General features: G+C 30.5%; 17 protein-coding genes, 1 tRNA gene, 2 pseudogenes and 1 riboswitch. Of the genes and pseudogenes, 17 read left to right on the forward strand and 3 right to left on the reverse strand.

Annotated elements, in window-relative coordinates:
* Positions 1–377 (reverse strand): annotated as a pseudogene (locus EV214_RS02920) (hypothetical protein); the annotation flags it as partial.
* Positions 378–513: 136 nt separating this feature from the next.
* Between EV214_RS02920 and EV214_RS02925 the strand changes: the two are divergent.
* The 4 genes and pseudogenes from EV214_RS02925 to EV214_RS02940 form a co-directional block, all read left to right on the forward strand.
* Positions 514–732: pseudogene (locus EV214_RS02925) on the forward strand (NAD(P)H-dependent glycerol-3-phosphate dehydrogenase); the annotation flags it as partial.
* Positions 733–901: 169 nt separating this feature from the next.
* Positions 902–2,380, forward strand: coding sequence for a stage IV sporulation protein A (gene spoIVA, locus EV214_RS02930; protein WP_132242551.1), 1,479 nt, complete (start codon positions 902–904; stop codon positions 2,378–2,380).
* Positions 2,381–2,473: 93 nt separating this feature from the next.
* Positions 2,474–2,550: transfer RNA gene (locus tag EV214_RS02935), tRNA-Pro, on the forward strand.
* A 164-nt stretch (positions 2,551–2,714) separates the two neighbouring features.
* Positions 2,715–3,713 (forward strand): hypothetical protein, encoded by a 999-nt coding sequence (locus EV214_RS02940; protein WP_132242553.1) that lies wholly within the window; start codon positions 2,715–2,717, stop codon positions 3,711–3,713.
* A gap of 40 nt (positions 3,714–3,753) precedes the next feature.
* On the opposite strand, the gene EV214_RS02945 is transcribed toward EV214_RS02940, so the two are convergent.
* Positions 3,754–4,335 carry an ECF transporter S component gene (locus EV214_RS02945; RefSeq protein ID WP_132242555.1) on the reverse strand — a complete coding sequence of 194 codons (582 nt, stop codon included), beginning with the start codon at positions 4,333–4,335 and terminating at the stop codon, positions 3,754–3,756.
* 94 nt (positions 4,336–4,429) lie between these two features.
* Positions 4,430–4,558, reverse strand: a riboswitch (FMN riboswitch).
* Positions 4,559–4,907: 349 nt separating this feature from the next.
* On the opposite strand from EV214_RS02945, the gene EV214_RS02950 reads away from it, so the two are divergent.
* The 13 genes from EV214_RS02950 to pyrR all read left to right on the forward strand — a co-directional run bounded on the left by EV214_RS02950 (position 4,908) and on the right by pyrR (position 13,453).
* Positions 4,908–5,129, forward strand: a complete 222-nt coding sequence (locus tag EV214_RS02950) for a YdbC family protein (RefSeq protein WP_132242557.1) — start codon at positions 4,908–4,910, stop codon at positions 5,127–5,129.
* Between the two features lie 284 nt (positions 5,130–5,413).
* Positions 5,414–6,679: an HlyD family efflux transporter periplasmic adaptor subunit gene (locus EV214_RS02955; RefSeq protein ID WP_132242559.1), complete on the forward strand. Its 1,266-nt coding sequence runs from the start codon at positions 5,414–5,416 to the stop codon at positions 6,677–6,679.
* 18 nt (positions 6,680–6,697) lie between these two features.
* Positions 6,698–7,393 carry a YggS family pyridoxal phosphate-dependent enzyme gene (locus EV214_RS02960; protein ID WP_132242561.1) on the forward strand — a complete coding sequence of 232 codons (696 nt, stop codon included), beginning with the start codon at positions 6,698–6,700 and terminating at the stop codon, positions 7,391–7,393.
* Positions 7,394–7,414: 21 nt separating this feature from the next.
* Positions 7,415–7,855 carry a cell division protein SepF gene (locus EV214_RS02965; protein ID WP_132242563.1) on the forward strand — a complete coding sequence of 147 codons (441 nt, stop codon included), beginning with the start codon at positions 7,415–7,417 and terminating at the stop codon, positions 7,853–7,855.
* 18 nt (positions 7,856–7,873) lie between these two features.
* Complete coding sequence (locus tag EV214_RS02970) at positions 7,874–8,137, forward strand: YggT family protein (protein ID WP_132242565.1); 264 nt, start codon at positions 7,874–7,876, stop codon at positions 8,135–8,137.
* 14 nt (positions 8,138–8,151) lie between these two features.
* Complete coding sequence (locus EV214_RS02975; protein ID WP_132242567.1) at positions 8,152–8,940, forward strand: YlmH family RNA-binding protein; 789 nt, start codon at positions 8,152–8,154, stop codon at positions 8,938–8,940.
* 13 nt (positions 8,941–8,953) lie between these two features.
* Positions 8,954–9,418 carry a DivIVA domain-containing protein gene (locus tag EV214_RS02980; protein ID WP_132242569.1) on the forward strand — a complete coding sequence of 155 codons (465 nt, stop codon included), beginning with the start codon at positions 8,954–8,956 and terminating at the stop codon, positions 9,416–9,418.
* Positions 9,419–9,542: 124 nt separating this feature from the next.
* A complete protein-coding gene (locus EV214_RS02985) occupies positions 9,543–10,244 on the forward strand; it encodes a 5'-methylthioadenosine/adenosylhomocysteine nucleosidase (protein WP_132242571.1) in 702 nt (233 codons plus the stop codon).
* A gap of 200 nt (positions 10,245–10,444) precedes the next feature.
* A complete protein-coding gene (locus tag EV214_RS02990; RefSeq protein ID WP_132242573.1) occupies positions 10,445–10,723 on the forward strand; it encodes a DUF5665 domain-containing protein in 279 nt (92 codons plus the stop codon).
* Positions 10,724–10,737: 14 nt separating this feature from the next.
* Positions 10,738–11,421 (forward strand): TraR/DksA C4-type zinc finger protein, encoded by a 684-nt coding sequence (locus EV214_RS02995; RefSeq protein ID WP_132242575.1) that lies wholly within the window; start codon positions 10,738–10,740, stop codon positions 11,419–11,421.
* Between the two features lie 84 nt (positions 11,422–11,505).
* Positions 11,506–11,946 carry a signal peptidase II gene (gene lspA, locus EV214_RS03000; protein WP_132242577.1) on the forward strand — a complete coding sequence of 147 codons (441 nt, stop codon included), beginning with the start codon at positions 11,506–11,508 and terminating at the stop codon, positions 11,944–11,946.
* A 45-nt stretch (positions 11,947–11,991) separates the two neighbouring features.
* The gene (locus tag EV214_RS03005; protein WP_132243022.1) at positions 11,992–12,885 is read left to right on the forward strand and encodes an RluA family pseudouridine synthase; all 894 of its coding nucleotides are present in this window, start codon (positions 11,992–11,994) and stop codon (positions 12,883–12,885) included.
* A gap of 25 nt (positions 12,886–12,910) precedes the next feature.
* Positions 12,911–13,453, forward strand: coding sequence for a bifunctional pyr operon transcriptional regulator/uracil phosphoribosyltransferase PyrR (gene pyrR, locus EV214_RS03010; RefSeq protein WP_132242579.1), 543 nt, complete (start codon positions 12,911–12,913; stop codon positions 13,451–13,453).
* Positions 13,454–13,476: 23 nt separating this feature from the next.
* On the opposite strand, the gene EV214_RS03015 is transcribed toward pyrR, so the two are convergent.
* Positions 13,477–15,261 carry an Rqc2 family fibronectin-binding protein gene (locus EV214_RS03015; protein ID WP_132242581.1) on the reverse strand — a complete coding sequence of 595 codons (1,785 nt, stop codon included), beginning with the start codon at positions 15,259–15,261 and terminating at the stop codon, positions 13,477–13,479.
* Positions 15,262–15,500 lie beyond the last annotated feature (239 nt).

Here is a 15,500-nt window from a genome sequence, read left to right on the forward strand (position 1 = left end):
CCGTAGACAAGTAATTTTAAAATCTTATCAAGATTATACTTATGCTTTGTTTCAAAATCATAACGCTTTATAAAATCTGTAATTCCAAGTTCCTTGTAGATTTTTTCTAGAAAGAAGTACCCATAATTTTTATCCTTTTCTTTATCTGAATTTGAATCTAATAGATTCAATGTAATTTTAACTTCGTTTTTAGGTGTTTTTTTAGCCTCAGCTTTAAGCTTTGCAAGAATATCAGGATCATCAGATTCTAACTCCTCTAAATTTCCATAACACTGAACAATTCTTTGTTTTGATTTACCGTTTTTATCTCGATAACCTTCAACTAGATATACTTTTGTGAATTTAGCTGTATTACCTTTACTTAATCTAATATACATAAATGATCACCCTCTTTTATTATATCTTAAATTAGTACAGCTCACAACATCGATAATTAAAATCATACATAAAAAAACGTCTATTTTTCAATCCATAGATATTTTTTTCTATTTATAAAGTGTCAAACTCGAGGATGCAATGGATTCGATTGGAATGGTTGTAGAAGGTGTTGTTACCACAGCGGGTACTTATGAACTGGCTGAAAAATTTAACGTAGACATGCCGATTACCACTGAAATATTCAATATACTTTATAAAAATAGTGATGTAAGAGAAGCGGTAGTGAACTTAATGATGCGAAGCAGGACACATGAAATAGAAGAAGTGGCAAAGAATAATATGTTTAAATGGTAATGATTTATATGAGAAAAAATAGCTAATTAGATAGCTATTTTTTTATTTTCAAAAGGCATAATCCTATTTACTTCATCATATATATATATTGTTAATACATTTCTATACTATTCAAGCTAGAATTGTGTAATATTTTAATAAATATTTATGATTAAAGGAGTGAAAAGAAATGGAAAAGTTCAATATATATAATGATATTGCAGAACGAACCCAGGGAGATATCTATGTAGGGGTTGTAGGACCTGTTAGAACAGGAAAATCTACATTTATTAAAAGATTTATGGAATTATTGGTTTTACCTAATATTGAAAACACATATAGAAAAGAGCGCGCAAAAGATGAATTGCCACAAAGTGGTGCAGGTAAAACCATCATGACTACAGAACCAAAATTTGTACCTAATGAAGCAATTGAATTAACCTTAAAAGAAAATGCAAAATTTAAAGTACGATTAGTAGACTGTGTAGGATATTTAGTAAAGGGTGCAATGGGTCATGAGGAAAATGGAAAACCTAGAATGGTAACAACACCATGGTATGAAAAACAAATTCCTTTTGTAGAGGCAGCTGAGATTGGGACAAAAAAAGTGATTACAGATCACTCTACTATTGGGTTAGTCATTACTACAGATGGTAGTATTACAGATATTGAAAGAAATAAATACATAGAAGCAGAAGAAAGAGTTGTAAAAGAGCTAAAAGAATTGAATAAGCCATTTGTAATGATTATAAACTCTATGAGCCCTGCAGATCCGCAAACTGCCACACTAAAAAAACAATTAGAAGAGAAATACAATGTGCCTGTGGTTGTAACGGATTGTGCCAAAATGAATATAGAAGATATAAATACGATATTGGAAAATGTTCTGTTTGAATTCCCAATTAAAGAGATTAATATTACACTTCCAGGATGGGTAGAGGGATTAGAACCAAATCATTGGCTTAAGGATAAATTGATTTATGGGGTGAGACAATGGAGTCAAGAAGTAAAAAAAATAAATGATATAAGAAACTCTGTAAGTGAGTTTATGGATATGGAAGTCATATCAGAAGCAAATATAGAAGATATTTCTTTAGGTGAAGGTGTTGCAAAAATTGAAATGAAAACAAAGGAAGGGTTATTTTATAATGTTTTAGAAGAAATGACAGGTTATAAAATTGAGGGGGATCATCAACTATTAGGGCTTGTAAAAGAATTTTCAAAAGCGAAGAGGGAGTATGATCGGGTAGAGAAAGCATTAAATGATGTGAAAGAGACGGGTTATGGTCTTGTTGCGCCACGGCTTGAAGAACTTGAGCTACAAGAACCTGAAATTTTTAAACATGGTAATCGATTTGGTGTAAAATTAAAAGCCAATGCACCATCCCTTCATCTAATTAGAACAGATATTGCTACAGAAGTTTCTCCAATTGTAGGAACTGAAAAAGAAAGTGAAGAATTATTAAAATATCTATTAGATGAATTTGAATCTGATCCAACAAAGATATGGGAAACTAATATGTTTGGTAAATCACTCCATGATATGGTGAAAGAACAATTACAACACAAATTGTTTATGATGCCAGACGATACAAGAAACAAGATGCAGAGGACTTTACAGAAAATCATCAATGATGGTAGTGCTGGTTTAATTTGTATTATTTTATAATGGATAATAAAAATAGATAGGAAATATCCTATCTATTTCCATTCTTCTACTTGAAAAAAATATATATTTGTGTATAATAGAAGTAAAGTATATCTGGGTGTAGCGCAGTTTGGTAGCGCGCTAGAATGGGGTTCTAGAGGCCCCGGGTTCAACTCCCGGCACTCAGACCAAAAGAAAACCTGTAATCTAAGACGATTACAGGTTGAATTTATTTTTGACAAAGTTAAATAAATCATTATAATAAGGGATATTTCGGTCAGATATACTTCATAATATTTACAAAAAAACCATTATATAATAAAATGAGAATAATACATAATGGGAGATGATTGCTATGAGATTTTTTGGACCCAATCAAGCAGATATATGGAAACTATTGAGTGAAGATATTGATGGAGAATGGATTGTTTTAGGAGGAACTAGCAAGGAATATAAAGTAGGAAAAAAGTTTAAGGAGTGGTCCATTACATTAGAAACAGCTTCATCAGGAAATAAACAGGACCCTGTACTTACAAGAATTTATGCAGATTTTTTCAATAAGCATGGGCTCAGATTTAAAATATTCAATGAACATTTCCGCAACTATTTTATGAGTTTCTTTGATATGCAAGATGTACAGGTAGATCAGAATGGATTTAACAAGGAATTTATTATTAGAAGTAATAGTGAAATTGCGATGAAAAGATTCTTTGACAATCCTATGATTAGAGAATTGATAAATATGCAACAAGATGTACTATTTGAAATTAATGGGAAAGGTTATGATCAAGCGGTTGAAAAAGATAGTATATGCATGGTTGAAATAAAAATGCCAGGAGTAATTAAAAATAATGAATTTTTAAAAAATTCATTTGAATTGATGGTAGCAAGTCTTTTAGAAATCGAAAAATTAAATAACGAATATGAAACATTAGATGTAAATAATTTTTCGAAATTTAGCGTGGTTAAAAAAAGTATAAAAAATGTTATGGCTGAGAAAGTTTCTTATGAAGAATTGAAAGAGAGCATCTTGAATAAAATAAGTAAAAAGAAAAAGCCATCAAAAGATGAAGAAAATGTAGCGGTTATTGCAATAGACAGTGCAATGAGTAGTAAACAAGAAAAAGAAGATGCAATTTTGTGTATTGAAAAGAATATAAACGTTGAAGCTGATCAAGCACAAGAAGAATATGAACCAATACTACAGATACAAAAAGAATACAATGATAGAGAAGAAGATATTAGTAGTATTGAGAATACAACGGACTTAAACGAATATTTAAAGGGTTTAAGCGTTTTTAATTTAGATTCGAGTGGTTCAGAATATGACAATCCTTCAGAAAAGAATAAATAAAAAATACTCATTTCCTTATGTAGTGGAAATGAGTATTTTTTTATATTTTTTGCGTATCATTTGATGTGTATGGGAACGTATTGACTTCTACTTTTAAAACTTTACCAACTGCTTTATAAACAAAAATAGTTATGATGGAGTTTGTAGCAGTTTTAAATAAGTTAAAGGGGATAATGGCTGGTATAATCATGGCTTTTACAACATCAAAAGGAACATTTAAGAAAAGGGTTGTAAGAACTAAGTTGAGCGGAATCATGATTAAAGTCATACAAGCAGAACCAGCAATTAAACCAATTATTGAACCTTTTAGTGTGTGCATTCTCTTGTAGATGTTGCTTGCAACAACGACCATTATTCCCGTTGCGATGATATGCATGAGTGCACCAATCCATCCACTACCTGCACTTACAGTAAATCCTTGTATTATTGAGACGATAGCAGTAATCATAAATCCAGCACCAGGACCAAATAAAAAGGCACCGACCAAAGCAGGTACATCACCAGGTTCATATTCGAGGAAAGGAGCAGCTGGAATAATAGGGAAACGAATGAGCATCATAAGCATTAATCCCATAGCAGATAACATTGCAAGTTTTACCATCTTGTTTACATTATACTTCATAAAAATAACCTCCTTAAATAAAAAATTCCCTAAAATATAATTTCAGGGAATTTAGCATACATAATTGTATTAAACAATACCTACAATACAATGACATTATCTTCTATCATCCAGACTCTAACTGTCGGCCTTGGAATCTCACCAAGTCAGCTTTCGCACGCGGGCTAACGAAAAAAATCGTATTACCGCCGGTAGGGACTTTCACCCTGCCCTGAAGATTATATTTAATTATGTTTTTACATAATAATAACACCATAAAATTTATATGTCAAGGTTAAGATGCATTTGCCAGTTCTGAACAGACTAACGTAGGGGGTAGTTGGGTAGTTGTGTTGAAAAAAGAATTATAATTACATGAATGATCACACAAATAATCATGAAAATATACCCGATGGTTATTTTGAAGTAGATAGGATTATAAAAATTGTAGATGAATGGAGCAATACATAGTATAATGAATATTGATACAAATAGGTAAATGATGCATAGATAGAGAAACAGAGATTCAGTATGGATTCACTATATTTCTGGAATGATATATAGTGAAATAAATAACTAAAGAGGTGTAAAAAATGGCAGAAATAAAATATGAAATCCAAAAAAATATTGGACAAATATCAGAAAATAAAAATGGTTGGACAAAAGAAATAAACCTAATCAGTTGGAATGAAAGATCACCAAAATATGATTTGAGAGACTGGGCACCTGAGCATGAAAAAATGGGAAAAGGTATTACTTTATCGGTAGAAGAACTTAAAAAACTGAAAGAAATTTTAAACAATATGGATTTATAATTTATAAAAAATACTACGCCTAAACATATAATAGGAGTAGTATTTCTATGTTTAGGCGAATATAACAAAAGAAAAAAGACAGAATAGAACAATTCATAGATAAAAATACAATATAGAAAACCTTGATAAAAGCGGGAAATTACTATATTTTGTAACAATATTGAAAACCTTTACAAATATTGTAGGACTGAAAAACTAATTTCAATGAATCATAATAATTATGGAGGAAAATCAATAGAAGTGAAGAATTATATAAAGATAAAAAGAACTAGTAGGTGAAGGAAGTGAAAAAGAAGTTACGTAAGAAATCAAAAAAAAATAAGCGATTTCGATATTTTATATTGGGTGTGATTTTATTTTATTTAGGCATAAAGTTTTTACCTATGCTCATATCTTTTTCAAAGGAGACAAGTATAGCTGAGTATGGAAATATTCAAGTTGTAGATAAACTCAATTGTTATATTATTAGAGAAGAAAAAAAAGTAAATAGTAATGTTGAAGGAGATATTAAATATTTTGCGCAAGAAGGAGAAAAAATAGAAAAGGGGTATAAGATCGCTGAAATAGAAAAAAGCATAGTGGATGATGAGACAAGAAAAAAATTAGAGATCATCAATCAAAGAATTGAGAGCATAAATGAAAATGAAAATAACTTATTTCAAAGTGATATTAAAAAAATTGATGAAGAAATAAATAAAATAATTAATAATATAAAAGAATATAAAGAAAAAGGAAATCTATTACAAATTAGCAAGTTAAAAAGGGAACTTAGTAACAAGTTAGAGAAAAAAAGAATCATCACGGGAGATAAAAGTTTTGCAGGGAAAAATTTAGAAGCGCTAAAGCTAGAACAAGAACAATTAGCAGGGAAAATAAATAATGCCATTAATATTATAAAGAGTCCGCAATCTGGTATTATTAGTTATAATATAGATGGATATGAAAACATACTTACTCCTAAGAATATGGCTACCATAGAATTAGAAAAATTAAAAAAGATAGATAGCAAAATAACAAATTTAAGTGCTGAGAAAGTAATTAATCAACAAAATTTATTTAAAATTGTAGATAATAATTTGTGGTATATGATTAGCTGGGTAGATGATGATACTTTAGAAAGATATAAGGTAGGAAGAAGCGTAGCTTTTCAATTTCCACAGAGGGAAATAACTGGTAGCATCTATAAAATAGTAGAAAATGAGAAGAATAATATGGTTATATTTCAATTGGATCAGTATGTAGAGAATTTTTTTAACCTAAGAAATATAGAACTGAATGTCATTTCAGTAAATTATGAGGGATTAAAAATTTATAGAGACAGTGTGATTGAAAAGGATGGAAAAAACGGTGTATATGTACTGGATATTAATAGATATGTTAATTTTAAACGGATAAAAATTATTGGATATGATGATGAATATGCAATTATTCAAAGTAATGTTTTCTACGAAAAAGATGGAGAAGATATGAAAACAATCAGTACCGTAAAATTATATGATGAAATTGTTAGAAATGGCGCTAGAGTGAAAGAAGGTCAAATGATTTATTAGGATATGGAGGAGGATTTTATGTTATATATTAAAGAAAATATTGACAGTATACGAGAACAAATGAATGAAGCTTGTAAAAGGGTTGGAAGAAATGCAGATGAAATTCAACTCATTGCAGTTACTAAAACAGTAGATCGTGAAAAAATCAATGAAGCAATTGCAATGGGGATTACAGACATAGGAGAAAATAGAGTACAAGAAATAATGGATAAGTATGTTGCGGTATCAAATGTCCATTGGCATATGATTGGACATTTGCAAACAAATAAAGTAAAATATATTATTGATAAAGTAAAATTAATACATTCTGTAGATCGAATATCTTTAGTACAAGAGATAAACAAACGGGCAAAACAAAATAATCGGATTATGGATATATTAGTGCAAGTAAATGTGGCTAAGGAAGATACAAAATTTGGTTTAGCCTGTGAAGACGTATATGATTTTCTTAAACAAATACAACCACTAGAGCATATTAAGGTTAAAGGATTAATGACGATTGCACCTTACGAAGAAAACCCTGAAGATATTAGAAAGTATTTTAAAATATTAAAAGAAATGTTTGAGGAAATAAAGTTGAAGAAATTTTTAGGTGTTGAAATGCAATATTTATCAATGGGCATGACAAATGATTTCCAAGTTGCTATTGAAGAAGGGGCAAATATTATTCGTGTAGGAATGGGAATATTTGGAAGAAGAAATTATAATAAGTAGATCTATAAAGGAGGTTATGTAATGGCTGGTAAATTGGTTGATAAAGTAAAATATTTTATGGGATTAGATGACTATGATGAAGATGAGGATGAACTAGTAGAAACATCTGTTGAATATGATGAAAATATAACACCTATAGCTAGTAAAAATAAAAAGATTGTAAATATTCATACGACTACACAAATGAAAGTAGTTGTTTATGAACCCAACGAGTTTGAAGAATCGCCAAGTATTGTGGACAATCTTAAGAATAGAAAACCTGTGATTATCAATTTGGAAAATTTAGATGGTGAGTTAGCAAAAAAGATTTTTGATTTTGTAAGTGGGGCAGTATATGCGTTAGATGGCAGTATTCAAAAAGTTTCAAAGGGAATCTTTATTTTAGCCCCAAACAACGTGGATATATCTGGGAATATCAATGAAGAATTGAAGAATAAAGCACTATTTCCTTGGAATAAGTAAAATTTGGGTGGTGAAAAAATGTGGATAATGAAAGTATCAGTAGCTTATTTTTTTAAAGTGTTAGATTTTTTGATTATAGCAAGAATATTATTATCTTGGTTAAATCCAAACTTTGATGCAACGATTCCAAAACTAATTTATCAGTTAACAGAACCAATATTAGCACCTTTTAGAAACTTACTTTTCCGATTTGGATTGGCCAGAGGGATGATCGATTTTTCACCGATACTAGCTGTGTTAGTGTTGGATTTTGTTGGACAAGCTATTGTAAGATTATTGTAAGAGAGTGTGATATTGTGATTGACAAAGAATTGCTGACAAAAAACATAAAAAACAATGAAGAACGACAATGGATTATGAAAACTTTAAGTAAAGTGGAGAGTGTATGTAAAGGCCATATAATAAAGTATACTGATTTTTATGATCCGTATCAAATTGCTGTATGTGTGCCTACATTAAATCAAATCGTAGAAGTAAAATATTTGATCGCTGGTGGGTATGAACAAGCTGAAAGAAAGGTAATAATTATTTATCCTGAATATATGCAAGTGAAAAAAGAAGATTTTCCAATTTGTGCGATTCGTGTGACAGGAAAGTTTGAAAAAAATGACTTAACACACAGAGATTTTTTAGGGGCAATTTTAAATCTTGGATTAAAAAGAGAAAAAGTAGGGGACATTTTAGTTAGAGATGGACAAGCAGATATGATTGTATCGGAGGAATTATGTGATTTTATTCGTATGAATCTAGAAAAGATATCTAAATATAGAATAAATATTGAACAAATCACATTTGATGCATTGATAAATGTTCAAGAAGATTTCAGACTAGTTTGTTCAACCGTAGCATCTCTAAGATTAGATGCAATTATTGGTGTTGGATTTGGGGAGTCTAGAAATGCGATATCAAAATTAATCAGCAACGATCGTGTTAAGGTGAATTTTAGACCAATTAATCAACCATCATATACGATTGCTGAGGGAGACCTAATATCTTTTAAAGGAAAAGGAAGAATAATATTAGACAAAATTGGGAATAAGACAAAAAAAGATAAATACCAGATTTGCATTAAAAGAATGATCTAGAGGAGGGGATAAGATGATTACACCACTGGAGATTCAAAATAAAGAATTTAAAAAAGGAATGAGAGGCTATAAAGAAAATGAAGTAGATGAATTTTTAGATAAAATTATTGTTGATTATGAAAGCTTATATAAGGAAAATATAGAGTTAAAAGATAAAATTACAATGCTGAATGATCAAATAGGAAAATATGAAAATCTAGAAAAGACATTGAACAATACGCTTGTTTTTGCTCAGAGCACTGCTGAAGAGGTTGCACAAAATGCTCAAAAAAAAGCAGAACTTATTATAAATGAAGCAGAAAATAACGCACAAAAAATCATGGATGGTGCAAATTCAGAAGTGATTAAAATCAAGAGAGAATATGAAGAAGGCAAAAAGCAATTGCAAATTTTTAAAACCAGATTTAAGACATTATTAGAAGCTCAGCTTGAAGCGGTTACAAGTAGTAGCCAAGAAATTATTGATCAAGATGAATAATCCATGGAATTCTCGTTTTGAATGAGGATTTTTATGTTTGAAGAAGGATGAAATTATTATATTGTGAGAATTTCCCAGGCAATAGAGTCAATTATGGAAAGTAAGCAAATGGAGGCAAATGAAAATGAAAATAATTGGTATAATAGGGGCAATGGATGAAGAAATTGAAATTCTAAAAGAAAAAATGACATTAGAAAAAGAAATTTATTTTGCAGGAATGACATTTTATAAAGGAAAATTAGTTGGAAAAGATATTGTGGTTGTTAGAAGTGGTATCGGAAAGGTAAATGCAGCTATTTGTACACAGGTTTTAATTAGCAATTTTCAAGTGGATGCAGTGATAAATACAGGTGTAGCTGGGGCGATTCATGATGACCTTGATGTAGGAGATATTGTTATTGCTAAGGATGTTATAGAACATGACTTTGATGTTACATGCTTTGGAAACTATAAGCTAGGTCAAATTCCACGAATGGATGAATATATATTTAAGGCAGATGAAAAGTTTGTTGACATCGCTATGAAAGCAAGTGAAAAAGAAAATAAAAAATATAAAACGACAACAGGAAGAATTGTATCGGGAGATGTTTTTGTTGCGTCTTCTGAGAAAAAAGATTTATTGTGGAAGGAATTTAAAAGTTCTTGTGCAGAGATGGAAGGCGCGGCTATTGGTCATGCTTGTTACTTAAACAAGACGCCTTTTGCAATTATTCGTGCTATGTCTGATAAGGCAGATGGATCAGCAGATGTGAATTTTAATGAATTTGTTCAAGAAGCAGCAAACAATTCTGTTGAAATCGTAGTAGAAATGCTAGTGCATATATAGTATTTAAAAAATGTTCATATAGAAATAGATCGTTAGGTGATTAGGATAGCGTAAATGCTATCCTTTTTAGTTGGAGAAAGCAAGTAATTATTAGGATATTCAGCAAAAATGAGGGGAAAATAAGAAGAATAAACATATGAAAAGAAGTTGTTATATATAAAATAAAGGGGAAATATTATATATATAATGGGGGAATAATAATGGATGAAAAAAGATTTGTAAAGATTGAACATAAATTAGAAAAAATTTCAAATGAATTAGAAAAAACAAAAATAGCGGAGTATGTGGATCTTTTAAATAACACTAAAAGATTATTATATGTTAATTTTGTTGCTGGATTAGCTAGAGGTTTAGGGACAGCTGTAGGGCTTACCATTTTAGCTGCGCTATTTTTTTATATGCTGAACAAAACAGTAGATCTACCATTAATAGGAAAATATATTGCTGAGTTAATAGAGATTATTGAGAATAATAGGTAAAGGAGGTATGAATTGTGAATGTAGCTAAATTAAAGTACTTCAAAGAGAAGTTATTAAATGAAAAGAAAGAGACCCTAAAAGCCATAGAACGCATGGATGAGAACGAGCCGAATGAGTCATTTCAAGAATATTTTGGTGAGCTATCCGTATATGATAATCATCCGGCAGATATTGCAACAGAAACCTTTCAAATGGAAATGAATTTTAATTTAAAGAATAACGAAAAATTATATCTACAAGAAGTTGAGGAAGCAATCGAAAGGTTTGAAACAGGTGTATATGGGAAGTGTGATACCTGTGGGGAAAATATACCAGAAGCAAGACTTGAGGTTATGCCTACTACGAAAAATTGTATTGGGTGCGAGAAAAAAAATTTGCACATAGCAGAAGAAATCCATACAAGACCTGTAGAAGAAGAGACGCTAGAATATCCATTCGGAAGAACCTATATGGATGCAAATGAGGATTATAATGGATTTGATGGAGAAGATACATGGCAAGCGGTTGCCAGATTTAATAAAACAGAAGCACAAGATATGGCGCTAGATTGGTATGATAACAATATGTACGATGAAAATGTATCAGGAACAGTAGAATATGTAGACAATATAAGCAACGATTTTTATATGGGGCAGCTTGAAGATGTGGAAAGAGAAGATATACCGGATAGACAAAAGAAAAATATACAAAAAAAGTGAAGCAAAGCTTCATTTTTTTTGTAATAAAGACTTAAAAAATATGGTATAATCAGAAAGATACTGATTTTTAGGGGGAAGGATAATATGAATTATTTAGTTGTTGCGTTGCTTGTTATTTTAGATCAAATAGCAAAATATATGGTGAAAAATAGATTTGAGGTGGGTGAGTCTATACCTATTATAAAGGATGTTTTTCATCTTACCTATGTGCAAAATATCGGTGCAGCCTTTGGTATATTAGAAAATCAAAAAATATTTTTTGTGATGATTACAGTTTTGGTGATTAGCGGAATCATTGTGTTTATTCGTACGCAAAAGAATATACATAAAATAGTACTTTTTAGTCTAAGTCTTATTGTAGGAGGGGCTATTGGCAATTTAATTGATCGCGTGAAACTTGGATATGTAGTAGATTATTTTGATTTTAGAATTTGGCCTGTATTTAATATTGCAGATACAAGTATTGTGGTAGGAGCTATATTACTTTCATACTATTTAATTTTTATAGATGGAAAGCGTGACTAGAAAGGGAGAATTTGATTGGATATTCAAAAATTTTTTGTTGATGATATGGATGAAGAAAAAAGATTAGATTTGTATTTATCGGATGCATTAGCGGATATGTCTAGAAGCTTTATACAGAAATTAATAGAAAAGGGAAAGATTAAGATTAATGGGAAACCAATTAAAATAAAAAAGCACAAGATAAAGGCAAATGATGTCATTGAAATTGAAATACCAGAGCCTGAGAGGCTAAAAATCGAAGCTGAAAATATTCCTGTTGAGATCATTTATGAAGATGATGATTTGCTTGTGGTAAATAAACCACAAGGAATGGTTGTGCACCCAGCACCAGGAAATTATCAAGGAACACTTGTGAATGCTCTAATGTATCATTGTAAAAATTTATCTTCTATCAATGGCGTGATTAGACCTGGCATTGTTCATAGAATCGATAAAGATACGAGTGGCCTCCTTATGGTTGCGAAAAATGATCAAGCACATAAATGTTTAGCGGAGCAATTAAAAGAACATTCGATCAATAGAAAATATATTGCATTGGTTTATGGAAATATTAAAGAAGAAAAAGGAACCATACAAGCGCCTATTGGGAGAGATCCTAATAATAGATTAAAAATGGCAGTCGTTGAAAGAAATAGTAAAGATGCTATAACTCATTTTCGTGTATTAAAAAGATTTAAGGGATATACACTTATTGAAGCGAAGTTAGAAACAGGGAGAACCCATCAAATAAGAGTACATATGACCTATATCAATCATCCCCTTGTGGGAGATCCTGTATATGGACCAAGCAAACAAAAATTTCGTTTGAAAGGGCAAATGCTACACGCCAAAACATTAGGGTTTAGGCACCCTGCGAAGGGTACTTTTATGGAATTTCAAGCAGATTTACCTGATTATTTTACAAAACTTATTAAAATGCTAGAAGATAAGTATATGTAATAAATATAGAAAACGAGGTGGAATTATGAAGTTTAAAGCAAAAATAATGGATGAAAAGGCGATACAAAGGGCAACTACGAGAATTGCTCATGAAATTATTGAGAGAAATAAAGGGGTTGAGGATATTGTTCTTGTGGGTATAAAGACAAGAGGAATTCCATTTGCTAAGAGAATTGTTGAAAAAATTGAATCCATTGAAGAGACAAAGGTGAATGTTGGTATTTTAGATATCACTTTATATCGAGATGATTTAACAAAGTTAGATGATAATCCTGTATTAAATGATACAGATATTGCTTTTGATATTAATGAAAAGGTAGTTGTATTAGTAGACGATGTTTTGTATACGGGAAGGACTGTTAGAGCTGCTATGGATGCGATTATGGATATTGGCAGACCAAAAGTCATACAGCTTGCTGTTTTAATAGACAGAGGGCATAGAGAACTTCCGGTTCGTGCGGATTTTATTGGTAAAAATGTACCTACATCAAAAGAAGAAATTATTCGTGTAGAGTTTGATGAAATTGATGGCGTAAATATAGTTACAATCGGAGATTTAAATAAATAGATAGAAATAAATCCAAGTTTAATTTAACTTGGATTGGCTCTATTAAGGATTTCAACAATATTTGCGCGAGGGGTAATGTAGATGGTTTTGTTATTTTCATAAATAACCATTCCGGGTTTTGCACCACTGGGCTTTTTTACATTTTTAACGAAGGTATAGTCAATAGGTACATTGCTAGACATTTTTCCTTTGCTATGAAATGCAGCAAGTTCAGCAGCTTCTAATATTGTACTTTCTGGAACTTTATCATTTTTACAAAAAATAATGACATGAGAACCTGGCAGATCTTTTGTATGGAACCATAAATCTTTTTTAGAAGCGGTTTTTAAAGTTAATTGATCATTTTGTTTGTTATTTTTTCCAACCATGATTTGAAAACCATCGGATGAAATAAAAGATAGTGGTTTACTAGAGATATCTTTTTTCTTCTTCTTAGAAGATAAATTCCTTTTTTTCTTAATATAACCTTCTTCCACTAATTCAGAACGGATTTCTTCAATATCTGCTAAACTCCATGCACTTTCTATGGTGTGCAGTAAATTCTCAAAATAATGTATTTCGTTGTCTGTTTCTTCTAATTGGAGTTGCTTTTCTTTTTCTGCATTTTTTGATTTGGTATATCTTTTGAAATATTTTTGGGCATTTTGTGCAGGTGTAAGGTTTGTATCTAGTGGGATGATTACTGGAGCAGCTGTAGGATCATAAAAATTGATGACTTCAATTTCATGTGCATCTTTTTCTATTAGGTATAAATTAGCCGTTAATAACTCTCCATAAATTCTATAGTTTTGCGATTTTTGGGCTGAAATTAATTCTTTACGTAGCTTCTGTTTTTTATTAGATAATTTATTGAGTGTATGTGTGACTAATTTTCTTAAATCTGTAGATTTCTGTTTTAATCGATCGAATAAATCCCTTTTAATATAGTATTCTTCTAGTACATTACTCATAGAGTCAGAGACGTTAGATCCATAAATAGACTGATACATTTTTAGGGAAACAGAATAAAAATCGATTACATGATCATCTTCTTTAGATACAATGATATTTGGGTAGAATAAATCCTGTGTAGCATGGATAAAACCTTTAAATGATTGCCATAGTTCTTTTGAATTTTCATCGGATAAATTAAAAAGAGTTGCATCGTCATGAATATTTGCGCGAAAGCAAATTTCTCGGGATGCTATCGGACTAATCCCTTGTATAGAAGCATAGATAGCTTTGTAAATAGGTGTTTCGAAAGAAGTGTCTTTTATTGTAGCAACAAATTCTTCGAAATTTAGAAAAGTTGGATCAACTTTTCCTTGATTTGGAGGAGCTACATAAGATTTTCCAGGTAAAATTTCTCTATAACGATTTAAATCTGCTGATATTCTTTTAATACTATCTAATATTTTATTTGTAGACGGATCGAGTAATATAATATTACTATGTTTTCCCATGATTTCAATGACTAATTTTTTAATACGCATATAACCTAATTCATCATAGCTTTCGATATCTATTTCAATAATTCTCTCAAATTCTTTTTGCTGAATATCTAAGATTCTACCTCCTTGCAGATGTTTTCTTAGTAACATACAAAACATAGGAGGACTTTGTGGATTTACTTTATCTCCGTTGGTTAAATGCATGCGTGGATGCTTGCTACTTGCAGAAAGAAGTAGATTGTATTTTTCTTTAAAACATCGAATGAAGAGGTTAATTTCATCCGCTTCAGGTTGGTATATTTTCTCGATTTTACCTTTACTTATTTTCCCCCTTAATTCATGGACAATTGCTGAAACGACCATTCCATCAAATGGCATATACATCCCTCCAAACTATTGTTTATCATCATTAAAGTATACCATTCTTTCAAAGAAAATAAAAGTTGGTATAGAAATGTATAGGATTTCAAAAAAATAAAGAATATATAAAAGGTAACATTTCATTTTGTATTTTTATCCAATATGGATAAGAAGTTGAATCATTCATAAAAATAAAGAGAAAATCTTTTATAAGGCTTAAATTTTAGTAGTAAAGATGATATAATTATGTGTCATGA

The sequence above is a fragment of the Marinisporobacter balticus genome, assembly GCF_004345705.1.
In the GTDB taxonomy this organism is placed as follows: domain Bacteria; phylum Bacillota; class Clostridia; order Peptostreptococcales; family Thermotaleaceae; genus Marinisporobacter; species Marinisporobacter balticus.